Annotated in this window: 21 protein-coding genes and 1 tRNA gene; 9 read left to right on the top strand and 13 right to left on the bottom strand. The window is 70.5% G+C overall.

Annotation, left to right across the window (positions count from 1 at the left end; translation table 11 throughout):
• The first annotated feature begins 52 nt into the window (after positions 1-52).
• The 4 genes from ACXKZF_RS02125 (at position 53) to ACXKZF_RS02110 (ending at position 3,275) form a co-directional block, all read left to right on the top strand.
• Positions 53-787: a DUF2520 domain-containing protein gene (locus ACXKZF_RS02125; protein ID WP_488985261.1), complete on the top strand. Its 735-nt coding sequence runs from the start codon at positions 53-55 to the stop codon at positions 785-787.
• A 2-nt stretch (positions 788-789) separates the two neighbouring features.
• Positions 790-1,671, top strand: a complete 882-nt coding sequence (gene panC / locus ACXKZF_RS02120; protein WP_488986025.1) for a pantoate--beta-alanine ligase — start codon at positions 790-792, stop codon at positions 1,669-1,671.
• The gene (gene panB, locus ACXKZF_RS02115; RefSeq protein ID WP_488985260.1) at positions 1,668-2,522 is read left to right on the top strand and encodes a 3-methyl-2-oxobutanoate hydroxymethyltransferase; all 855 of its coding nucleotides are present in this window, start codon (positions 1,668-1,670) and stop codon (positions 2,520-2,522) included. Before panC (ACXKZF_RS02120) ends, panB begins: the two co-directional genes overlap by 4 nt.
• Positions 2,523-2,657: 135 nt before the next feature.
• Positions 2,658-3,275, top strand: a complete 618-nt coding sequence (locus ACXKZF_RS02110) for a hypothetical protein (protein WP_488985259.1) — start codon at positions 2,658-2,660, stop codon at positions 3,273-3,275.
• A gap of 102 nt (positions 3,276-3,377) precedes the next feature.
• On the opposite strand, the gene ACXKZF_RS02105 is transcribed toward ACXKZF_RS02110, so the two are convergent.
• Positions 3,378-3,467: transfer RNA gene (locus ACXKZF_RS02105), tRNA-Ser, on the bottom strand.
• Positions 3,468-3,593: 126 nt separating this feature from the next.
• Here ACXKZF_RS02105 and ACXKZF_RS02100 point away from each other — a divergent pair.
• Both ACXKZF_RS02100 and radA read left to right on the top strand, forming a co-directional pair.
• Positions 3,594-4,547, top strand: a complete 954-nt coding sequence (locus tag ACXKZF_RS02100) for an L-lactate dehydrogenase (RefSeq protein WP_488985258.1) — start codon at positions 3,594-3,596, stop codon at positions 4,545-4,547.
• A 289-nt stretch (positions 4,548-4,836) separates the two neighbouring features.
• A complete protein-coding gene (radA, locus tag ACXKZF_RS02095) occupies positions 4,837-6,204 on the top strand; it encodes a DNA repair protein RadA (protein WP_055959472.1) in 1,368 nt (455 codons plus the stop codon).
• A 660-nt stretch (positions 6,205-6,864) separates the two neighbouring features.
• Here the strand turns inward: radA and ACXKZF_RS02090 are convergent.
• From ACXKZF_RS02090 to ACXKZF_RS02075, 4 genes are all read right to left on the bottom strand, one after another.
• Positions 6,865-7,275 carry a dehydrogenase gene (locus tag ACXKZF_RS02090; RefSeq protein ID WP_488985257.1) on the bottom strand — a complete coding sequence of 137 codons (411 nt, stop codon included), beginning with the start codon at positions 7,273-7,275 and terminating at the stop codon, positions 6,865-6,867.
• Between the two features lie 535 nt (positions 7,276-7,810).
• A complete protein-coding gene (locus ACXKZF_RS02085) occupies positions 7,811-8,491 on the bottom strand; it encodes a hypothetical protein (protein ID WP_488985256.1) in 681 nt (226 codons plus the stop codon).
• A 91-nt stretch (positions 8,492-8,582) separates the two neighbouring features.
• A complete protein-coding gene (locus ACXKZF_RS02080; protein WP_055959478.1) occupies positions 8,583-9,092 on the bottom strand; it encodes an amino-acid N-acetyltransferase in 510 nt (169 codons plus the stop codon).
• A gap of 71 nt (positions 9,093-9,163) precedes the next feature.
• Entirely contained in the window at positions 9,164-11,689 is a 2,526-nt protein-coding gene (locus ACXKZF_RS02075) for an ATP-dependent Clp protease ATP-binding subunit (RefSeq protein WP_488985255.1), read from the bottom strand.
• A gap of 189 nt (positions 11,690-11,878) precedes the next feature.
• On the opposite strand from ACXKZF_RS02075, the gene ACXKZF_RS02070 reads away from it, so the two are divergent.
• On the top strand, positions 11,879-12,505 hold the full coding sequence (locus tag ACXKZF_RS02070; protein WP_055959482.1) for a hypothetical protein: 627 nt from the start codon (positions 11,879-11,881) through the stop codon (positions 12,503-12,505).
• The gene (locus ACXKZF_RS02065; RefSeq protein WP_055959484.1) at positions 12,502-12,735 is read left to right on the top strand and encodes a helix-turn-helix domain-containing protein; all 234 of its coding nucleotides are present in this window, start codon (positions 12,502-12,504) and stop codon (positions 12,733-12,735) included. The genes ACXKZF_RS02070 and ACXKZF_RS02065 overlap by 4 nt, the downstream gene beginning before the upstream one ends.
• A 57-nt stretch (positions 12,736-12,792) precedes the next feature.
• Here ACXKZF_RS02065 and ACXKZF_RS02060 read toward each other — a convergent pair whose 3' ends face one another.
• The 3 genes from ACXKZF_RS02060 to ACXKZF_RS02050 all read right to left on the bottom strand — a co-directional run bounded on the left by ACXKZF_RS02060 (position 12,793) and on the right by ACXKZF_RS02050 (position 15,318).
• On the bottom strand, positions 12,793-13,515 hold the full coding sequence (locus tag ACXKZF_RS02060) for a hypothetical protein (protein WP_488985254.1): 723 nt from the start codon (positions 13,513-13,515) through the stop codon (positions 12,793-12,795).
• 74 nt (positions 13,516-13,589) lie between these two features.
• Complete coding sequence (gene cls, locus ACXKZF_RS02055; RefSeq protein ID WP_055959488.1) at positions 13,590-15,056, bottom strand: cardiolipin synthase; 1,467 nt, start codon at positions 15,054-15,056, stop codon at positions 13,590-13,592.
• A gap of 64 nt (positions 15,057-15,120) precedes the next feature.
• Complete coding sequence (locus tag ACXKZF_RS02050; RefSeq protein ID WP_055959490.1) at positions 15,121-15,318, bottom strand: hypothetical protein; 198 nt, start codon at positions 15,316-15,318, stop codon at positions 15,121-15,123.
• A gap of 133 nt (positions 15,319-15,451) precedes the next feature.
• Between ACXKZF_RS02050 and ACXKZF_RS02045 the strand changes: the two genes are divergently transcribed.
• Entirely contained in the window at positions 15,452-16,609 is a 1,158-nt protein-coding gene (locus ACXKZF_RS02045; RefSeq protein WP_488985253.1) for a DUF4192 family protein, read from the top strand.
• Here ACXKZF_RS02045 and lysS read toward each other — a convergent pair.
• From lysS to ACXKZF_RS02020, 5 genes are all read right to left on the bottom strand, one after another.
• Complete coding sequence (lysS, locus tag ACXKZF_RS02040) at positions 16,560-18,080, bottom strand: lysine--tRNA ligase (RefSeq protein ID WP_488985252.1); 1,521 nt, start codon at positions 18,078-18,080, stop codon at positions 16,560-16,562. The genes ACXKZF_RS02045 and lysS overlap by 50 nt on opposite strands.
• Before the next feature lie 180 nt (positions 18,081-18,260).
• Positions 18,261-19,115 (bottom strand): pantoate--beta-alanine ligase, encoded by an 855-nt coding sequence (gene panC, locus ACXKZF_RS02035; protein ID WP_055959496.1) that lies wholly within the window; start codon positions 19,113-19,115, stop codon positions 18,261-18,263.
• Complete coding sequence (locus ACXKZF_RS02030) at positions 19,112-19,831, bottom strand: DUF2520 domain-containing protein (RefSeq protein WP_055960227.1); 720 nt, start codon at positions 19,829-19,831, stop codon at positions 19,112-19,114. Before ACXKZF_RS02030 ends, panC (ACXKZF_RS02035) begins: the two co-directional genes overlap by 4 nt.
• Positions 19,828-21,474: a PH domain-containing protein gene (locus ACXKZF_RS02025; protein ID WP_235561326.1), complete on the bottom strand. Its 1,647-nt coding sequence runs from the start codon at positions 21,472-21,474 to the stop codon at positions 19,828-19,830. Before ACXKZF_RS02025 ends, ACXKZF_RS02030 begins: the two co-directional genes overlap by 4 nt.
• Entirely contained in the window at positions 21,471-22,100 is a 630-nt protein-coding gene (locus ACXKZF_RS02020) for a PH domain-containing protein (protein WP_374108658.1), read from the bottom strand. The genes ACXKZF_RS02025 and ACXKZF_RS02020 overlap by 4 nt, the downstream gene beginning before the upstream one ends.
• Between the last annotated feature and the right edge of the window lie 253 nt (positions 22,101-22,353).

Below are 22,353 nucleotides of genomic sequence, written 5' to 3'. Positions count from 1 at the left end.
CAGGGGCCGGCGCCACACGCATATGACACCGCCTTCCCTCCCCTCCGCCCCGATGCTTCCGGGCCCCGTGCTCGTCGTCGGCGACGGTCGCATGGGGCGCGCACTCGTGGCCGCATTGACAGCCGCCGAGGTGCCGGTCGTGGGACCTGCGGGTCGGGGCGAGTCGGGCGAAGACGCTGCGATCGTGCTCCTCGCGGTCCCGGATGCCGCGATCGCCACCGCCGCGCGCACGATCGCCCCCGGCCGCACCGTCGGTCACCTCTCGGGGGCACTCGACCTGTCGGTCCTCCGACCTCATGACGCCTTCAGCATCCACCCGCTCATGACGGTCACGACGGCCGGAGCTTCGTTCGTCGGAGTGACGGCCGCCCTCGCCGCGACGACTCCCGCGGCTTCCGCCATCGCCTCGGCGCTCGCGGAGGCCCTCGGGATGACGGGCGTGGAGGTGCGGGACCGCGACCGCGCGGCCTACCACGCGGCCGCGTCCGTGGCCGCGAACTTCCTCGTGACGCTCGAGGGGATGGCCGAGGAGCTCGCCGCGACCGCGGGGATCAGCAGACACGCCCTGGTCCCCCTGGTACGTGCCGCCGTCGATAACTGGGCGGAACGCGGAGCGGCTGCAGCCCTCACCGGCCCGGTCTCGCGCGGCGACGACGCCACGGTGGCGCAGCAGCGTCGCGCCGTCGTCGAGCGTCTTCCCGACCGCGTGGCGCTCTTCGACGCGCTCGTCGACGCGACGCGCGACCTCGCCAGTGCTCAGCGACCCGGAATCGAGTCCCTCCCGTGACAATCCGCATCGTGCGCACCGTCGACGAACTGCGCGCAGTACTCGCCCCGCGCCGGTCCGGAGGGATCGGGTTCGTGCCGACCATGGGCGCCCTCCACGAGGGGCACCTCTCGCTCCTGCGCGCCGCAGCGGCCGACAACGCCACCGTTGTGCTGTCGATCTTCGTCAACCCGACCCAGTTCGGCGAGGCCGCCGACCTCGACGCGTATCCGCGCACCGAGGAGGCCGACATCGACCTGGCCGAGAACGTCGGCACCCACGTCGTCTTCGCGCCGTCGGCGGCCGAGATGTATCCGGCGGGCTTCGCCACCACCGTTTCGGTCGGCGGCGCCCTCACCGGAACGCTCGAGGGCGCCGTCCGCGGCCGCTCCCACTTCGACGGGGTCGCCACGGTCGTCGCCAAGCTGCTGCTCGCCGTCCAACCCGACCGCGCCTACTTCGGCGCGAAGGACGCCCAGCAGGTCGTCGTCGTCCGGCGCATGGTCACCGACCTCCGCATCCCCGTCGAGATCGTGACCCGGCCGACGTCGCGTGACGCCGACGGCCTGGCCCGCTCCAGCCGAAACGCGCGGTTGTCGACAGAGGAGCGCAAGCTGGCAGCGGTCATCCCGCGGTCGCTGCGCGCAGCTCAGGATGCCTTCGCCTCCGGCATCCGGAACACGAGTCGCCTCATCGCCCTCGTGCACGAGGGACTCACCGAAGTCGGATCGGATCACGAGTACGTGGAGATCGTCGACGCCGACAGCCTCGAACCGCTCACCGACATCGCGCGCCCGGCGCTGCTCGCGCTCGCCGTACGGGTGGGGCAGGTGCGACTCATCGACAACGTGGTGCTCGATCCCGGTACCGAGGACCGCATCACCCTCGAGAGGAACCTGACATGACACGCCGCAAGGTGACGCTTCGCCGGCTCCGTGAGCTCGCCGAGGCCGGCACGCCGCTGGTCATGGTGACGGCGTACGACTACGCCTCGGGCCGGGTGGCCGAGCGCGCGGGGGTCGACATCGTGCTGGTCGGCGACTCCGGGGCGCAGGTGGTGCTGGGACACCCCGACACCACGTCGGTGACGCTCGACGAGATGCTGACGCTGTCGAAAGCCGTTCGCAGGGCGCTTCAGACTCCCCTGCTGCTGTGCGACCTGCCGTTCGGGTCGACCGAGCTGAGTGACGAACAGGCGGTCGCGACGTCGATCCGTTTCGTGCACGAGGCCGGCGCCGAAGCGGTCAAGATCGAGGGCGCGAACCCGGCACGCCTCTCCCGCCTGCGGGCGATCGTCGAAGCCGGAGTCCCGGTCGTCGGGCACGTGGGACTGACACCGCAGACCGCGACCGCGCTCGGCGGCCTCCGCGCCCAGGGACGCACGTCCGATGAGGCGGTCCGGGTCGCGCGCGATGCGCTCGCCGTGCAGGAGGCCGGAGCCTTCATACTCGTCATCGAGGCCGTGCCCGCCGATGTCGTCGACGAGATCCGCCGGGCACTCCGTATCCCCGTCATCGGCATCGGCGCGGGGGCCGCGGACGGGCAGGTGCTCGTGCAACACGACCTGCTCGGGATCACGGAGGGCCGCGCACCCGTCTTCGTGAAGCGGTACGCCGCCCTCGGCGACGCGATGGTCGAGGGCGTCGAGACGTACGCCCGAGAGGTGCGGGAGGGCGTCTTCCCCGCGAGCGAGCACACGTACCCGGCCGCAGCCGGCGCCGCGGCGGCGGTGCGGGAGTTCATCGACGGGCTCTGACGGACGACACCCGGTCCGCCGACGGTTCCTCGGGCGTCGATCCGGCCGACGGATGCCGAGGCTTCGACATCCCCTGGACCCCGCCGCGGTGGGCAAGCCGTCGACCGCACGGGCCGGCTGAGCGAAGATGCTGTCATGCGCCCCGCCTCCCGTGCTCCGGTCCTCGTCGGCCTCGCCGCGGTCGTCTCCCTCACCCTCACCGCCTGCGGGGGAACGCCGACCCCGGCCGACAGCGCCTCGATCGCCGAGAAGGCCGCACTGCTCGACATCGACCCCGCACTGGTCTTCACGACTCAGGTCGAGGGATACGACCTCGCGTCGCAGTCGGTCGGGCCGGCGAACGACGACGGCCTGTCGGCGACGTGGGTCGACGAGCAGACCGCGGCCATGATCACCATCCGCACCTCGCCGGGAGAACCCGATGCCGCCGGCTGCGCGGCGACGCCGCTCTGGGACCTGCCCGACGCGGCGGTCACCTGCACCGAAGAGTCCGGATCGTGGCACCGCGAGGGCGGTGGCACGCACGAGTTCTTCGTCGCGCGGGACGGCGCCACAATCTGGGTGATCGGCCCGAACGAAACCCCCCTCGACGACCTGCGCCACGCCGCCGAGGCCGTGCGTGTTCCCTCGGACGCCGAGTTGGAGGCGCTGTTCTCCGACGCGCCCACCGAGCCGGCGGCACCCGTCGAACGCGGCGACCTTCCCGAGAACGGCGACGGCGCCCCCATTCAGCCGTCGGGGCCGGGCGGCTGAGTCGCGTCTCGATGGGCGTCGATGTCCGCGGACCCGTGTCGCGGGAGCTGCTGCCCCGACATGACGAAGGCCCCGCATCCGTGAGGATCGGGGCCTTCGTGGTGGCGGTGACGGTGGGATTTGAACCCACGGTAGGGGTGAACCTACACAACATTTCGAGTGTTGCACCTTCGGCCGCTCGGACACGTCACCGCCGGAAAGCTTACGACAGATGCGCGGATGCCGCGAATCGGTGCCCGAGCGAGGTGTCGGCATCCATTCGTCCACCGTCGAACCACCACGCTGGAAGCCGCTCACGGCCGCTGCCAGGATCGAGCCATGAGCGTGATCGAGAACTCGAAGCTGACGGTCGTGGGCGCGGGAAGCGTGGGGGCGAGCGTCGCATACGCGGCCCTGATCCGCGGCTCGGCGCGGCACGTCGCGCTCTACGACATCGCGACCGAGAAGGTCGAGGCGGAGGTGCTCGACCTCGCGCACGGCACGCAGTTCACCGGTTCCAGCGACATCACCGGGGGGAGTGACGTATCGGTCGCCGAAGGCTCCCACGTCGTGGTGATCACCGCGGGAGCGAAGCAGAACCCCGGGCAGACCCGCATTGAGCTCGCCGCGACCAACGCGCGCATCATCCGCGACATGATGCCGAACCTGCTCGAGGTCGCGCCAAACGCGGTCTACGTGATCGTGACGAACCCCTGCGACGTGCTGACGGTGCTCGCGCAGGAGGCGACGGGCCTGCCCACCCGCCGCATCTTCGCCTCGGGCACGGTGCTCGACACCTCACGGCTGCGGTGGAAGATCGCGCAGCGCGCGGGAGTGGCCACCTCGAGCGTGCACGCCTGGATCGTGGGTGAGCACGGCGACACCGAGTTTCCGCTCTGGTCCACCGCCACGATCGGCTCGGTGCCGATCACGCAGTTCGAGCTTCCCGACGGCGGCCGTTTCGATGAGGACGAATTGGATGCCGTCGCCGTCGACGTCCGTGATGCCGCGTACAAGGTGATCAAGGGCAAGGGCGCGACGAATTACGCGATCGGTCTGTCGAGCGCGCGCATCGTCGAGGCGATCCTGCGCGACGAGCACGCCATCCTCCCCGTCAGCACCGTGCTGGAGGGCTTCCACGGCATCGACGGCATGGCTCTCTCCGTTCCGTCGATCGTCAGCGCGGCCGGAGCGGTGCCCGTCGCCGGCACGCCGTTCTCCGACGATGAGTTGGCGCTGCTGCGCCGCTCCGCCGACGCCCTCACCGAGGTCGCGGACTCCCTCCGCGGCTGAGGGCGCGCCGGCAGAACGCGCGTCATGCCGCCGACGCGCGTCGGGCCGCGGACACGCGCCGAACGGGCGACCGACCGGTGCCCACGACCGGCGAGCCCACACGCGCGTGGCTCCGACGCATAAACGCTATTGCAGCGTATGAACACGCAGTCAGCGCGTTTCTGCGCGCGGATCGCGTTTATGCGTGGGCCGACAGCGGGCGCGGGGCGCCAGATGCCACGGCGCGGCACGGCACGGCACGGCACGGCACGGCACGGGCGATGTCGGAGGCCCCGCGTAGCCTGAACCCATGGCATCCCGACGTCCCGCTGCAGCACCCGCTCCGTACCGCTGCACCGAGTGCGGGTGGACGACGGTGAAGTGGGTCGGACGCTGCGGTGAGTGCCAATCGTGGGGCACCGTCGTCGAAGCCGCAGAGCAGACGGGCATCGTCCGCTCCATCGCGCCGGTCGCACCCGGAGCCGCGCGCGCCGCCCGCCGCATCACCGAGATCGACACACAAGACGCCCCGCGCCGCACCAGCGGCGTCGGCGAGTTCGACCGCGTTCTGGGCGGGGGCATCGTGCCCGGCGCGGCCATCCTGCTGAGCGGCGAGCCCGGGGTCGGCAAATCGACGCTCTTGCTCGAAGTCGCGGCGCAGAGCGCCCGCGCGGGGCGCCGCGTGCTGTATGCCAGCGGTGAGGAGTCCGCCGCTCAGGTACGCCTCCGTGCCGAGCGCACGGGGGCTCTGCACGACGAACTCTTCCTCGCGGCCGAGACCGACCTCGCCACGATCCTGGGTCACATCGACCAGGTCGAGCCGGGGCTGCTCATCGTCGACTCCGTGCAGACCGTGTCATCGGCGCACAGTGACGGCGCCGCCGGCCAGCCGGCGCAGGTGCGCGAGGTCGCGTCAGCGCTGATCCGCGTCGCGAAAGAGCGCGGCCTGCCCATCATCCTCGTCGGCCACGTCACCAAAGACGGCTCCATCGCCGGACCCCGCATCCTCGAGCACCTCGTCGACGTGGTCTGTCACTTCGAGGGCGACCGGCAGACGTCGCTGCGCTTCGTCCGCGCACTCAAGAACCGCTTCGGGCCCACCGATGAGGTCGGCTGCTTCGACATGACCGGCACCGGTATCGCCGAGGTCGCCGACCCGAGCGCGCTGTTCCTCGGGCACGGCGAACCCGAGCCGGGCACGTGCGTCACCATCGCGATGGAGGGGCGCAGGGCCCTACCCGTCGAGATCCAGGCGCTCGCGGTGCGGCAGACCGCGCCCAACCCGCGGCGCATCGTGAACGGCGTCGACTCCTCGCGCGTGGCGATGGTGCTCGCCGTGCTCGAGAGTCGCATGGGCCTCACCCTCTCCGACCGCGACGTCTATGTCTCGACCGTCGGCGGCGTACGCCTCGTCGAACCCGCGGCCGACCTCGCCATCGCCATCGCGGTGGCCAACGCCGTGAAGAACCGCAAGGTGTCGAAACGACTCGCCGCGATCGGGGAACTCACCCTGACCGGCGAGATCCGCAACGTCACGCAAGCTGCTCAGCGGGCATCTGAGGCCAAACGGCTCGGGTATCACACGGTGCTCGACTCGTCATCGCGCAAGCTCGCTCAGGCGCTCAACGAACTGCAGGTGCGCGGCATGCCGCGCGACGAGAGCGAGCCCGGTTTCTGACCGCCGCCGGGTGACGGCGCCGACCCGCGGCTACGACCCGAAGCGACGGTCGATCACGCGGAGCGGAAGCCGTGGGCGTCGGTGGTGCGTCCGTCGCTTCCGACCTGCGGCCGCCTAGCTCGGGCCAGCGCCCGGGAGGAGCGGACCGACGGCCACCTGGCTCGGGTCAGCGCCCGGGAGGAGCGGACCGACGGCCACCTGGCTCGGGTCAGCGCCCGGGAGGAGCGGACCGACGGCCACCTGACTCGGGTCAGCGCCCGGGAGGAGCGGACCGACGACGGCGATGCGGCGATGTCATGCCCAGAACGGCGGGGATGACAAGTCCGGCGGCGCACACGGCACCGGCGATCAGGAACTCCATGGCCCCGAGTCTTGCACGCCGGTCTCACCCGCGCGACTCGGGTTCTTCACCACCCCGAGCGAACCCCTCGCCCGCAGTGCCGGCATGCCCGCACGCTCCCGTGGCATAGCCCGCGAGCGCCGCGCCGCTCGGCGAGCCCATGCGCAGCGGCCTCCCCGCCCGCCCTCAGGCGGCGCGCAGCGGCCACCCCGCCCGGCCGCAGGCGCCGGGCGATCCCGCACACGACGTCGCTCCATCGTGCGTCCACGCCGGACGGACAAGCTCTCGCCCGAAGCCGCCTCAACCGGCCCCTCGCCGGGTCAGGCGTCGAGAGCGGCGATCAGATCGGCGGGCGACGCCTGGATCGGGTGCGGCCCGGCGATATCGATGAACACCGTGGTGATGGCATCCTGGTGCGCACCGAGGAACGCCCGAAGCCACTGCGGTGACTGCAGAGCCACGTGCGGGGGCAGCGTCTCGGGCTTGTGCGCGGCGTCGCTGAACAGCAGCAGCGCGACCTGGCCGTTGTTCGGATCGCGGTACGTCCACACCTCGCCGACGCTGAGGGGATTGTCCGCGTCACCCGGAGTCATGAGGGGAACGACGGTGGGCCCGTGACGCAGCGCGAAGGCGATGGCGGCCATGTCCTGGGTCTGCAGCGCGTCGGAGAGTGCAGTGTTCGTGAAGTCCACGTCGAGCTTCTTCCCCTTGCGCTTCTTGCCTGCGGCCATCCTCCGAGCCTATCCGCGGCCCCGCGACGTCCGGTGCGCCCCGCAGCCCCGCAGCCCGCGTAGTCCGCCGCGGGCCCGCAGCCCGCGTAGTCCATTGCGCGCCGCGGCCCCGCGATGTCCGGTGCTCCCCTCCGCCCGCGTAGTCCTGAGCGCCTCGCGGCCCGCGCCCCGCGCCGTCCCGTGCCCAGCGGCCTGGCATCCCGCGCGGTCCCGTGCTCAGCGGAGGAGATCCGACGAAGGGAGGATCCGCCGAAGCGAAAACGTCCTCCGCTCACCACACATCCTCCCTCGGTCCCGGCGCGGGGTCGCAGCTGCGCCGGGACCGGCACGCAAAACCCGCGCCGTCCCGCGCCCTGCAACCCGCGCCGACCGGTGCCCAGCGGAGGAGATGCGACGAAGGGAGGATCCGCCGACGCGAAAGCGTCCTCCGCTGACCACGCATCCTCCCCGGCCTCGGCGCGGGGTCGCGGCTGCGCCGACCGGCACCCGCACCCCGATGCCCGCGTCAGCCGAGCCGCACCCGAACGGGCCCGGGTCACTGCAGCACGAACGACGCCGTCCCGGCCGACGGGATGCCGCCGATCGAGACGCTCAGGTGATACGTCGCGCCTCCGCCCGGTGCGTAGGGGCGTTCCCCGTCGCACGAGCTCACGGACGAGCGCGTACGGTCCCAGGTCAGCGGGGCAGAACTGGTGACCACCTGGCCCGCGGCGAGCGTCACCTCCATGTCGCTCGGCTCCGACTGGCAGTCGGTCGAGCGCCACCACACGTCGGTGCCGCTCGTCACCGTGAACGACTGCGCGCTCGTGCCCACGTTCAAGACGCACGGAGTGGCCGAGGCGTTCGACAGCCGGATGGACAGCTGCGGGTTCTCGCCCTGGGCGTACTCCGCCTTGTCCGACAGCGCCTCCACCGTGATGTTCGCGGCGGTGCACTCGATGGGCCCCGCCGGCACGCTCGGCGTCGGTGTCGCCGTGGGACCTGCCGTGGGGGTGGCTACGGCCGAGGGCGCGGCGGCGGTCGCCGAAGGAGACGCTGAGGCGGCGCTCGCGGACGGGTCGGACGAGGGGGCGGCGGTCGGTGCGACACGCCAAGGCGGAGCCGCGACGAGCCACACGACGAGGCCGATCACGATCAGGGCCAGAAGCCCTGCCGCGAGACGACGTCGGCGATAGACCGCCGGGGACTGCCTCCGCCTACGGGGGGCATCGGTCATGGTTCCAGGGTAGGCGTCCTGGCCGTGAGCCCTCTCCACGGCACGCTCGGAATCACCGGTGCGTCACCGCCCCGCGGGAGGCCGACGGCGCTCAGAGGTTCTTCAACATGCGCGTGTTGCCGAGCGTGTTGGGCTTCACGTGCGCGAGGTCGAGGAACTCGGCGACACCCTCGTCGGGGCTGCGCACGAGCTGCGAATACACGTCGGGGGGCACCACCTGTTCGCCGATCTCGGAGAACCCGCGTCGCGAGAAGAAATCGACCTCGAAGGTGAGGCAGAACAGTCGCGACACGCCCAGCTCACGCGCGCGCTGCTCCAACGTCTCGACGAGGGCGCGTCCGACTCCCAGGTGCAACCAGTCGTCGTGCACGATGAGAGTGCGGATCTCGCCGAGGTCTTCCCACATGATGTGCAACGCGCCGCAGCCGACCACGATCCCGTCGACCTCTGCGACGACGAATTGCTGCACCGAGCCATAGAGCACGACCAGGTCCTTGCCGAGCAGGATGCGCTTCTGCACGAACGGCTCGAGCAGTTCGTGGATGCGTCGGACGTCGGCGGTGCCGGCGGAGCGGACGACGAACGACGCGGGGGAAGTCATCCTCCCAGCGTACGCCGCGACGACGAAGGGGCCCGGATGCCATGGCATCCGGGCCCCTTCGTGCTACAGCGTCAGCTGCCGGCGAGGGTGTCGGGGGTGGCGGCGATTTCGCCCGCCGTCCCGACGCCCAGCGCGACCTTCTCGCCCCGCGGGCTGGTCTCGAAGGCGAACTGTCCGTTCTCGACGCTGACCTTGACGTGGTCGCCGGCCTCGAGCTCGCCGTGGAGGATCCTCTCGCTGAGACGGTCCTCGATTTCGCGCTGCATGGCGCGGCGGAGCGGACGAGCGCCGAGCGTGGGGTCGAATCCGATCTCGATGAGCTTGTCCTTCGCCTCATCCGACAACTCCACCGTCATGTCGCGGTCGAGCAGACGGTCGGCCAGACGCTTGACGAACAGACCGACGATCTGGCGGAGCTCCGGCTTGCTGAGCTGCGGGAAGACGATGACGTCGTCGACGCGGTTGAGGAACTCGGGCTTGAAGTGGCGCTTGAGCTCTTCGTCGACCTTGCCCTTCATCCGCTCGTAGGACGTCTGGGCATTGCCCTCGACCTGGAAGCCCACCGGGCCCCCGGCGATCGCCGACGAACCGAGGTTCGTCGTCATGATGATCACCGTGTTCTTGAAGTCGATGACGCGACCCTGACCGTCGGTCAGGCGACCCTCTTCGAGGATCTGCAGGAGCGAGTTGAAGATGTCGGGGTGGGCCTTCTCGATCTCGTCGAAGAGCACGACCGAGAACGGCTTGCGGCGCACCTTCTCGGTGAGCTGGCCGCCCTCTTCGAATCCGACGAACCCGGGAGGGGCACCGAACAGACGCGAGACGGTGTGCTTCTCACCGAACTCCGACATGTCGAGGGAGATCAGCGCGCCCTCGTCGTCGAAGAGGAACTCGGCGAGCGCCTTGGCGAGCTCGGTCTTTCCGACGCCCGTGGGGCCGGCGAAGATGAACGAGCCCGAGGGGCGCTTGGGGTCCTTGAGGCCCGCGCGCTGGCGACGGATCGTGCGCGAGAGGGCCGCAATCGCCTCTTCCTGGCCGATGACGCGCTGGTGCAGCGCCTTCTCCATGAACATGAGGCGGCTGGACTCTTCCTCGGTGAGCTTGAACACCGGGATGCCGGTCGCCTGAGCGAGCACCTCGGCGATCAGGCCCTCGTCGACCACCGCGTGGGAGGCGACGTCACCCGAGCGCCACTGCTTCTCGAGGCGCAGACGCTCGGCGAGGAGCGACTTCTCCTCATCGCGAAGCGACGCGGCCTTCTCGAAGTCCTGCTCCTCGGAGGCCTGCTCCTTCTGCTCGCGCACCGTGGCGATCTTCTCGTCGAATTCGCGCAGCTCCGGCGGCGACGACAGGATCGACAGGCGCAGGCGGGCGCCGGCCTCGTCGATCAGGTCGATGGCCTTGTCGGGCAGGAACCGGTCGCTGATGTAGCGGTCGGCGAGGTTCGCCGCGGCGACGATCGCACCGTCGGTGATCTGCACCTTGTGGTGCGCCTCGTAGCGGTCGCGCAGGCCCTTCAGAATGTTGATCGCGTGGGGCAGGCTCGGCTCGGCGACCTGGATCGGCTGGAAGCGGCGCTCGAGCGCGGCATCCTTCTCGAAGTGCTTGCGGTACTCGTCGAGCGTGGTGGCACCGATGGTCTGGAGCTCTCCACGGGCGAGAAGCGGCTTCAGGATCGACGCGGCGTCGATCGCACCCTCGGCGGCACCGGCACCCACGAGGGTGTGGATCTCGTCGATGAAGACGATGATGTCGCCGCGCGTGCGGATCTCTTTCGTTACCTTCTTGAGGCGCTCCTCGAAGTCACCGCGGTAGCGGGAACCGGCGATGAGCGAACCGAGGTCGAGCGAGTAGACCTGCTTGTCCTTGAGCGTCTCGGGCACGTCGCCCTTGACGATGGCCTGTGCGAGGCCCTCGACGACCGCCGTCTTTCCGACACCGGGCTCGCCGATGAGGACGGGGTTGTTCTTGGAGCGGCGCGACAGGATCTGCATGACGCGCTCGATCTCTTTCTCGCGCCCGATGACGGGGTCGAGCTTGTTGTCGCGCGCAGCCTGGGTGAGGTTGCGGCCGAACTGGTCGAGCACGGCCGAGCCGCCCTGAGCGGCGGAGGACTGCTGCTCGCCGGCGCCGGTGGCGACTCCGGCGGGCTCTTTGCCCTGGTAGCCCGAGAGCAACTGGATGACCTGCTGGCGCACCTTGTTCAGGTCGGCGCCCAGCTTGACGAGCACCTGGGCCGCCACACCCTCGCCCTCACGGATGAGGCCGAGCAGGATGTGCTCGGTGCCGATGTAGTTGTGGCCGAGCTGCAGCGCTTCGCGCAGGGACAGCTCCAGGACCTTCTTTGCACGCGGCGTGAAGGGGATGTGCCCCGTCGGCTGCTGCTGTCCCTGGCCGATGATGTCCTGCACCTGCTCGCGCACGGCGTCGAGGGAGATGCCGAGGGACTCGAGCGCCTTGGCCGCGACACCTTCGCCCTCGTGGATCAGTCCCAGCAGGATGTGCTCGGTGCCGATGTAGTTGTGGTTGAGCATCTTCGCCTCTTCTTGGGCGAGGACGACCACACGACGGGCACGGTCGGTGAATCTCTCGAACATCTCAGTCCCTCCAGAAATGGGCTGACAGGCACGCCTCCGCGCGCCGTACATCGAGAGTAACCAGCGGCCGGAGGCCAGGGACGCATGTTCGCCGTGGGCATACCGCGACCCCGGCCGGTCTTGCGGGACCCATCGATAGTCGTTACATTATCGACCACCGATAACAACGATCATCGATAAGGAGCGATCATGGCATCCCCCCAATCCACCTCTCGCACCCTCTCCCGTGGTGACACCTGGAGCTTCCTGCTCTTCATCGTCGCGGGAGTCGCGATCGCCGCGTGGGCGGTCATCCGCAGCATCGGCAACATCGTCGCGGCCGTCGGAAACCGCGACGTGCGCGTGCCGATCGAGTTCCTCGACACCGTCGCCCAGGCTCCCGTCGGTCCTGACGGCGCCGCCGTGCCCGTCGAATTGACCGGCGCCGTGGTCACCGCCCCGTCGTTGCCGATCGCCTCGCTCTGGGCACTCTTCCTGGGCGAGGGGCTCTTCGCCGCAACGGTCGTCACGGTGGTCGTCCTGCTTCTCGTGCTGTGCGTCGGCATCCTGCGCGGGCACATCTTCAGCCGCCGGCACACCGTCCTCGTCACGTCCGTCGGGGTGATCGCGTTGGTCGGAGCCTTCGGCGTGCCGTTCTTCCACAACATGGTCGCCAACGGCGCGCTGGCCTGGCTGTCTGACCGCACATACGACCGCGGACTCACGCAGCAGATCGACCTGCCCGTCCTCATCGCGATCGGATTCGTCGCGGGCCTGTCGAGCACCGTCTTCGCCGTCGGCGACCGTCTCCAGCGCGACACGGAAGGTCTCGTATGACCCCGGCGGCCGCGGAGGACGGGCCGAGCGGCATCCACTGCCGTCTCGATGAGCTCCTCGAGGCGCGCGGCCTCACGCTCACCCGTCTCAGCGAACTGGTCGGGGTCTCGGTGGTGAACCTATCGGTACTGAAGAACGACCGCGCCCGCGCGATCCGCTACTCCACGCTCGCGGCGATCTGCCGCGTGCTGGAGTGCGAGGTCGGCGACCTCCTCGTGGTCGAGCGCTGACGCCGTCGGCGGCTGCCGGCCACGGGACGGGATCGGTCGAGCGCTGACGTCTCCGCGTCAGCGCGCGCCGAGCACCGGGATCGGATCGGGCGCCTGGACGTTGCCACCCGAGAGCACCAGCGAGACCGGACCGTCGCCGGCCTCCGCGCCCACGTCGGCCAGGGTCACGCGCGGGGCGTAGTCCATGGTGCACACCTGATCAGCGGGCGGCGTGGCGAACCGCACCGCCACCTGGCCGCCGTCGGAGCTCACCGATTCGACGGTCGGCACGCAGCTGGAGCTGCCGTAAGTGACGATCGCGACCAGCGACTGGCTCACCCAACCCGCGCTCGGCGCGAAATCGTCGGGGGGCGTGGGCACGTCGGCCAGCGCGGCGAGCGTCGTCTCACCCTCCGCGGCCCCCGTCACCTTCACGGTGAGGGCGGCACCGGGATCCGTACCCACCGGAAGGGTCACCAGCGTCGCGCGCGGCGCCATGTCGCGCGTACACGGCTCCTGCGTCGGCTCGACGAGGTCCACCGTCAGCGCCCCGTCGGCGATCTGCGGCTCCCCGCCGACAGCCGGGACGCACGACGAGCTGCCGGAGGTAACGACCGCGATCGCACGGCCCGCGTCGAGCCACGCGGCGCTGACGTCACCAGCGGGCGACGCGGTCGCGGCATCCGCGGGCGACGACGACTCGGGTGATGACGCGGCACCCGACGCGCACCCGGCCAGGGCGCCGGCGGCGAGCAGGCCCGCTCCCAGCAGGCCGATGAGGGTCAGACGTGAGCGGGACATGAAAACCTCCGGGGGGTGGATTCACCCCATGATGACGGAGATTCCTGGATGCCTGCGGCGAACGCCCCGCCGCCTCACTGCAGCGCGGAGGTGAGGCGGGCCAAGTTGTCGAGGATGGTGGAGCGCAGGGGCTGCTGGCGCCACTCCTCGATGGTGAGCTGGCGGCTGAGCTGCCGATAGCGGTCTTCGACCGCGCGCATGTCGCGCGCGAACTCTTCACCACGCACGAGCATCGACACCTCGAGATTCAGACCGAACGAGCGCATGTCCATGTTGCTCGAGCCGATGACGGCGACCTCGTCGTCGATGGTGACGCTCTTGCTGTGCAGGATGAAGGGCTTGCGGTACATCCAGATGACGACTCCCGCACGCAGGAGCGCCTCGTAGTAGCTGCGCTGGGCGTGATAGACCATGGCCTGGTCGCCCTCTTCGGACACGAACAGCTCCACGTGCACGCCACGCTGGCACGCGGTGGTGATGGCGAGGAGCAGCGCCTCGTCGGGGACGAAGTACGGACTCACGATGATGATGCGTTCGCGCGCGGCGAAGAGCAGACCGAGGAACAGCTTGAGGTTGTTTTGGAAGTCGAAGCCCGGCCCCGAGGGAACGATCTGACAGTCGAGGTCTCCTGGGCCGGTCGTCACACTGAACAGGTCGATCTCGTCGGCCAGCGTCTCGTCTGTCTCGCTGTACCAGTCGGAGAGGAAGACCGCGTTGATGCTGGCGACGACGGGGCCCTCGACGCGCACCATGAGGTCGACCCAGTGGAGGCCCCGGCGGATGTTCTTACGCAGGTTGTAGGAGGAGTCGGTGACGTTCTGCGAACCCATATAGGCGACGTCGCCGTCGATGACGAGGAGCTTTCGGTGATTGCGCAGGTCGGGGCGCTGCCAGCGGCCGCGCAGCGGCTGGACGGGGAGCATCAGATGCCAGTGGGCGCCCATCGCGTCGAGGCGGCGCACCGTCTGCTTGTAGCGCGGTTTGCCTTGGTTCGCCCAGTGGTCCAGCAGTACGCGCACCACGACCCCCCGCTCCGCGACCTCTTCGAGCGCGCGGAAGAAGTTGTCGGTGGAGTCGTCGGACTGCAGGATGTAGAACTCCACGTGCACGTACCGCGTGGCGCCGCGGATCGCGTCGGCCATGGCATCCAGGCTCTGCTGGTAATCGGCGATGAGGGTGGCGGCGTTGTCGCCCGCGATGGGCATGGCGCCGAGATTGCGGTTGAGCTGAACGAGGGCGCGGAACCAGTGCGGCGCGTTCGGGCGGAGCGTTCCGAACTCGAGCGACGCACTCGTGTCGTGGATGTACTCGTTGATCGCGGCCTGCTTGCGCCGACGCTTGCGCGGCAGACGCGGATTTCCGATGAGCAGGAACAGGAACACCCCGACGAACGGGATGAAGTAGATCGCCAGGAGCCACGCCATCGCCGCGGTGGGGCGGCGGTTTCGGGGCACGATGATGATCGCGGCGATACGCACGACCAGGTCGACGACGAACAGCGTGATGACGAGCCAGCTCGCGTCGAACGTGGCGTTGATCACAGGTCCTCCTGGGCGGGTTGTGGACCCAGCGTAGCGACGACCGCCGACAACGGTCTCGCGGACCTCAGTTCGCGGGGCCGTCGCCCGTGGACGCCACCGGCGGAAGTCCGCGCTTGGCCCGTTCCTGCGCCTCGATGCGCGCGTAAACCTTGCGCTCGGTGCGATCCATGCGAATGACGTTGCGAAGGATGAAGAAGAAGACGAACGACACGACGATCGTCGGCAGGATCGCCCACAGCACAGCGGTCCAGGTCTCATCCATGCTTCGAGAATACCCGCGGCGGCTGGGCGAACGCCCGCTCGCGCCTCCTCCCCACCCGGCCGATGAGCGGAATGGTCCACGATCGAGCGAATCGGCCGGGAACGTAACCGCCCGCGACGGCCACCCTCGACGCATGACCACCACCGTCCTGCGAGCAACCTCGTCTCCCGCTTTCCTCTCCCTCGTCCCCCACCTGCTCGAATGCACCCCGCATCGCAGCCTCGTGATCGTCCCCTTCGGTGAGGGGCGTTCGCTCGGCGCGATGCGTGTCGACCTGCCGCCGCAGGGCGACCAGCCCACCGAGGAGGGGGTCGCCTCAACCGTCGTCGGCATGGCCTGCAAGGTGACCCGCACCGACGCCGTCGCGATCGCGGTGTACACCGACGACTCCGTGACCGGCGGGGCCGGCGCACCGCACACCGGGCTCGTGGATGCCGTTCGCGCCCGTGCCGACATCTGCGGCCTGCGCGTCGTCGACGCGCTCGTCGTGGGATCCGACGGCTGGGCCAGCTATCTCGAGCCGGCGGCGGGGCCGCATCCACTCACCGAGATCCAGGATGCCGCCTTCGAGGGGCTCGACCACGACATCAGCGGCGACCACCTCACCGCCGCCCGCCTACCCGCCGGGTCCGCGGTGGACTCGCGGCTCCTCGAACAGCTCCTGGTCGACGTGGAGCACGCGTTGAGGCGTTCGCGCGACCGGCGCCGCCTCTCGCCCGCGCGGCGCACAGCAGCCGACGCCGTGGCCGCGGAGATCGCCGATCCGCCCGAACTGTTCGAGCGCGCCATCGGACGACCCGCCGACCAGGTGGACATGACGCGGATCGCGGCCCTCGCCTTCTGCTTGGAGCGACCCGCCTTGCGCGACGTCGCGCTGATGCAGTGGACCGGTGATCTGGCGACGGGCGACGCGGTGTTCCGCGCGCAGACCGTCTTCCGGGGCGGCGAGCCGGTGCCCGAAGACCTCGCCCGCCCGATGTGGGGCGAGGGCGCGAAGCCCGATCCGGCTCGGCTGCGCGCGGGGCTCCAGCTGTGCCGGCGCGTCGCCTCGCTGGTCGCCCCCGAACGCCGGCCCAGAGCGCTCGCGGCCTGCGCGTGGCTCGCGTGGGCGTCGGGACGATCCACCCACGCCGCGTTCTACGCGGACGCAGCCCTCGCGATCGATGGGACGCACGGGCTCAGCGAGATCATGCGGACCATGCTCGACGCCGGCCGGCTGCCCGAGTGGGTGTTCGAGCGGTCTACTTCACCAGCGGGAACAGGATCGTCTCGCGGATCCCGAGTCCGGTGATGGCCATGAGCAGTCGGTCGATTCCCATCCCCATGCCACCGGTGGGGGGCATGCCGTGCTCGAGGGCCCGCAGGAACTCTTCGTCGATGGGCATGGCCTCGTCGTCGCCGCGGGCGGCGAGCTTGGCCTGCTCGGTGAACCGGTGACGCTGGATCACCGGGTCGACGAGTTCCGAGTAGCCGGTAGCCAGCTCGAACCCGCGCACGTACAGGTCCCACTTCTCCACGACACCGGCGATGGAACGGTGCTCGCGCACGAGAGGACTGGTGTCGACGGGGAAGTCCATGACGAAGGTGGGCCGGGTCAGGCCCGGCTTGACGAAGTGCTCCCACAGCTCCTCGACCCATTTGCCGTGGGTCTCGTGCGGCGGGGCGTCCACCTCGTGCTCGGCGCCCAGCGAGCGCAGCGCCTCGAGCGTCGTCTCGGGCGTGATCGCGCGGCCGGCCGCGGCCGACAGCGAGTCGTACATCGAGATGCGGTCCCACTCTCCGCCGAGGTCGTACTCGGTGCCGTCGGCCCACGTGACCGTGGTGGAGCCGGCGACGGCGATCGCGGCATCCTGGATCAAGGTCTGCGTGAGATCGGCGATGCCGTTGTAGTCGGTGTAAGCCTGGTAGGCCTCGAGCATCGCGAACTCGGGGCTGTGCGTGGAGTCGGCGCCCTCGTTTCGGAAGTTGCGGTTGATCTCGTACACCCGGTCGATGCCGCCCACGACCGCGCGCTTGAGGAACAGCTCGGGCGCGATGCGCAGGTACAGCTCGGTGTCGAACGCGTTGGAGTGGGTGGTGAAGGGGCGAGCGCTCGCGCCGCCGTGCTGCACCTGCAGCATGGGCGTCTCGACCTCGACGAACTCGCGCTCGGTGAACGTGCGGCGCAGGCTCTGGTTGACCTTCGCCCGCGCCAGGACGGTCTCGCGGGCACGGTCGCGCACGATGAGGTCGAGGAAGCGGCTGCGGACGCGGCTCTCTTCGCTCAACTCGCCGTGGAGGTTGGGAAGGGGAAGCACGGCCTTCGCCGCGATGCTCCACTCGGCCACCATGATCGACAGCTCGCCGCGGCGGCTCGAAATCACCTCACCCGAGACGAAGACGTGGTCGCCCAGGTCGACGAGCTCCTTCCACGCCTGCAGGGAATCGTCGCCGACACTCGCGAGCGAGACCATGGCCTGAATGCGGCTCCCGTCGCCGGCCTGGAGAGATGCGAAGCACAGTTTGCCGGTGTTGCGGCTGAACACCACACGCCCCGCGACACCGGCGGTCTCGCCGGTCTCGGCGCCGGCCTCGAGAGCGCCGAAGCGGGCGCGCAGGGCCGGGATGGTGGTGGTGACGGGCACGGCGACCGGGTACGGCCCGCCCGCGGCGTCGGCGCGCTCGGCGAGCAGGCGCTCGCGCTTTGCCAGGCGCACCGCCTTCTGCTCGAAGACCTCGTCTTCGGTGGGTTCGGCGGCGTCGTTCGCGGGCGCGTCGGTCATCGGGAGGCTCCTCGGGGTCGTCTCCAGTCTATTCGCCGCGACCGAGAGCCTCAGATCGACGGCGTGCACCGCTCTCGGGGAGAGCACCGCATGCGGCGGCCGACCGATCCCGGTGACAGCGGTCCCCTGCCGGCTCCCCGCGAACGACCGCCTCAGAGACGAATGCGCTGGACGGCCCCGTCAGCGCAGCGAGATCTCGGCATTGTCGATGAAGCGGTGTCCACCCACCGTCGCGGCGATGAGCGCCAGGGCGCGACCGCGGTGCCCCTCGTCGACGGGAAGGAAGGTCGCGGGGTCGACCACGCTGAGGTACTCGAGGGCGATGCGCTGCTCGCCCATGAGCGACGACTGAGCGGCCGCGATGCACGCGTCGACCCCCAGGTCGGAGTTGGATGCCGCCGCCTCCAGCGCACGGGGCAGCTTCGCCGCAGCGCGACGATCCGCGGGCTCCAGAAGGGCGATGCGGCTGGACACCGGCAGCCCGTCGTCGGTGCGGACCGTGGGCACCGTGGCGATCTCGAGGCCGAAGTCGAGGTCGCGCACCATGCGCTGCACCAGGAACGCGCGCTGGAGGTCGCGCTCGCCGTAGACGGCGACGTCGGGGCGGACCAGGTTGAACAGCTTCGCCTCGACGGTCAGCACGCCGTCGAAATAGAACGGGCGCACCCGACCCTCGTACCGCAGCCCGACGTCTCCCGCCGATACGCGGGTCGTCGCGGTGCCCGCGGGCAGGAACTCCCCCGCCGAGGGCGCGAAGACGACGTCGACACCCAGGTCGCGGAGGACGCGCTCATCGGCGTCGGGCGAACGCGGATAGGAGGCCGTCTCGTCGGCGGTGCGGAAGCGCAGCGGGTTGACGAAGGTCGACACCACCACGACGTCGGCGCGCTCGCGGGCTTCATGGATGAGGTCGACGTGGCCGTCGTGCAGGGCTCCCAGGGTCGAAACAAGTGCGACACGGGGGCCGCCGGACGACCGATCTGCGCCTCGGACTTCGCCGAGTCGGGTGCGCAGATCCTCGAGGGTGCGGATCATCCGTCGATCGTAGCGTCGTCGTCGAGGGTGCGACGTCCGGAGCCCTCGACGAGCGCCTGGTCGACGCTCGACCGCACGAGTGCTGACAGGTATCCGCCGGGGTTGTCGACCCCGACACGCGACAGCATCTCCGAGGACTGGCGCACGATCGATCGCGAGAACTCCGTCGCCGTGGCGATCGCCTCCGCGTACGCCGCGCGATCGTCTTCGGCGACCACCACCGGTTCGCACCCGAGTTCGACGGCGAGTGCCTGCGCGATGGGCAGGACGGGCGCAGGAGCCGTCACCGCGGCGTACGCCTGCGCCAGCTGCCGCAGGTCGATCGACGACGTCCCGGTGAACGAGATGGCGGGGTGGATCGCGAGCGGGATGGCACCGAGCCGCGCGGCCGGGTCGAGGACGCGGGCGCCGAATGCGGCGTCGGTGTGCAGCACGAGCTGGCCAGGCTGCCAGGCACCCACCCCGGCGAGGCCCGTGACGAGCGCCGGCAGCTGGTCGTGCGGCACGGCGATCACGACCAGCTCGCTGCGTCGCACGACCTCGTCCGCGGTGAGGACGGGAAGACCGGGCAGGATCGCCTCGACCCGGTCGTCATCGGAGCCGGAGGTGATGCCGGTGAGGGCATGCCCGGCGCCGGCGAGCGCGGCTGCGAGGACGGGACCCACGCGCCCGGCGCCGATGACCCCCACGCCGAGGCGTCCGTCGCGGCCGCTCATCCGGCCCACCGGTGACTGCGATCTGTCGCGGCCGCCGCCACGGTCGTGGATGCGGTGCGTTCGAACATGCGCACCGCCTCATCGCGATCGAGGGCGCCGACCGAGGTCTGCACCGTGCCGGCGATCACGTGGCCCGTGAGCGTCGCCGCGCCGAACGCCCGCGCCAGCGGGCCCTGCTCCAGTCCGACCGACTGCAGCCGCGCCAGAGGGAGGATGCTCAGCGACCGCCACACCCACCCCCGACGCATGAGCAGGGCAGCATCGGTCAGCAGCACACCGTTGCGCCGCCAGGACAGGGGCCGCAGCCAGCGGGCGCGCGCCGGGGTCGTCATGTAGGGGTCGTCCTGCACGGGACCCAGGATGCCGTCGCGGAAGACGCTCGTCCACTCGCCGCCGGTCAGGGCCGGGGCGAGGATCTCCAGCACGCGCTCGACATCGTCGCGCGTGCCGATGGGCAGCACCGCAGCCAGCTGGTCCGTGCTCGAGTCGGTCGACGACCGACCCGACAGGCGGTTGACCGACACGGTCCACCACCCGAAGGGTCGCCACAGCAGGGGTTGTCGCACCTCGATGGCGTGGACCCGGCCGGGCGGCACGATCTCGGAGACGGTGGTGAAGAGCCCGAACGTCACCCGGACGCCGTCGGGCGTCGGGGCGATCGAGTACCGCAACCCGCGCGCGACCGATCGCACGTAGTAGGCGCCGAACGCGAGGAACATGGGAACGACCGTGAACAGCAGCCAGAGCGTCGACAGTGACGCGGCCACGACGATGCCGACCACGAGCGCGATGAGGAACACCGTCGAACCACTCAGCACACGGGACGCCACGAGCCGGCCGACCGGGATGCGCACGATGCTCTCGGGCTCGGCATCGGAGAGATCCTCGCCGTCGACCAGACCCTGCAGGCCCGAACCCACCGCCGCCGCCGCCTGGCGCGCGAACGAGGACCGCCCGCTCTCGGGCGACTGCCCGGCGGCGAGACGGCGCCGCCCTGAGGCGAGGCGGAGGATGTCGCCGCGGATGGCGTCGGCATCCTTCCCCGACAGGTACTCCAGCTTGACGTTGGCATCCAGGCCCGCCCCGACGACCTCCAGCTTCGCCAGCCCCAGGAGCCGGGCGATCATGGGGCGCGTCAGGTTGACACCCTGGACGCGGTCGAGGGGTGCGCGGCGGTGGGTGCGGAACAGCACCCCCGAACGCACCTCGACGTCGTCGTCGCCGATCCGCAGGGTGTGGAACCGCCATGACAGCCGGAACAGCACCAGCAGCACGATGAGCAGCGCCAGCGTCGCACCACCGACGATGAGGATGAGGTTGTTGGCGAACAGGAAGTCGACCGGATCGGGCGGCAGCTCGCCCGGTGGAAGGTCGGTGAAGACCGGGAACAGGAGCTCGACCAGCCGCTCGCGGAGATTCGCGACGATGACTCCGATGATGACGAGGAGCGTCAGACCCCCGCGCAGCAAGGGGGTGAGCGGATGCAGTCGGTGCCATTCTCCGTCGCTGTACGGCGACCGCACCGCCGGCCGGGCGGTCGGCGCGGCGCGGGGCGCCTCGGGAACCCGAGCACTCTCGCGCTCAGACGCACCGTCCGCCGGGTTCGCCGCGCGCGCTCCGCCGGACGCGTCCGGGTCGCTCACAGACCCGTCCGCCGGGTCTCGGCCACCGCGACGAGTGTGTCGCGCAGGTGCTCCGCTGCCTCTTGCGTGAGCCCCGGGATCGTGACCCCTGTCGATGCGGCCGCAGTGACGAGCTTGAGCTGGGCGATGCCGAAACCGCGGTCCAGGGGGCCGTGGGTGATGTCGACGAGCTGCATGCGCCCGTAGGGGACCGCCACGACCCGCTGCCACAGGATGCCGCGGCGGAACACGAGGTCGTCGCGCCGCAGCTGGTAACCGAACGACCGGGCCTGCCGCGGGGTGATGACGAGCCCGAAGAGGGTCACGACGAGGACGATCCCCGCCGGGATCCACTGCCACAGCACCCCGGTGATCACCTGCACCGCGACGGCGACGGCGACCACCAGCAGGAAGAAGACGCCCTGGGAGATGAGCTGGACGCGCACGTAGGCGCGGGCGAGCTGGTACCACGTCCCGTCGCCGAGGGGCAGACGACGCTGCGAGCGCGGCTCGAGGACGCGGTCGTACGTGCGTGCGCCCAGGACGGCACCGTCGTCGTGAGCGCCCGTCCCACTCGTCGGTCCGCCGTCGTGCACCCGAGGCGGGGTGAGCAGGCCGGAGACGTCGGGTGAGCCGCCGTCGGCCATCGCCCCACCGTCGCGGGCGCCGGCGTCGACCGGCGCTTCCGTCCCGAGCTCGGATCCGATCCAGGCGGGCTGGTCCACCTCCGCCCCACGGGGCGCGCGATCACGACGCAACCCTGCGCTCGCCGAGGGTGCGGGCGCGCCCTCGTCCTCGGCCGCTCGCAGGTCCTCGACCGGCTCCGACGGGGTGAGCCGAACGCCATCGACGGGCTCGGATGCAGAGAGCCGCGCGCCTTCGACGGGCTCCGGCGGAACG

The organism is Microbacterium sp. ABR10 (assembly GCF_057812175.1).
This window is presented reverse-complemented; position numbering and strand designations above follow the sequence as displayed.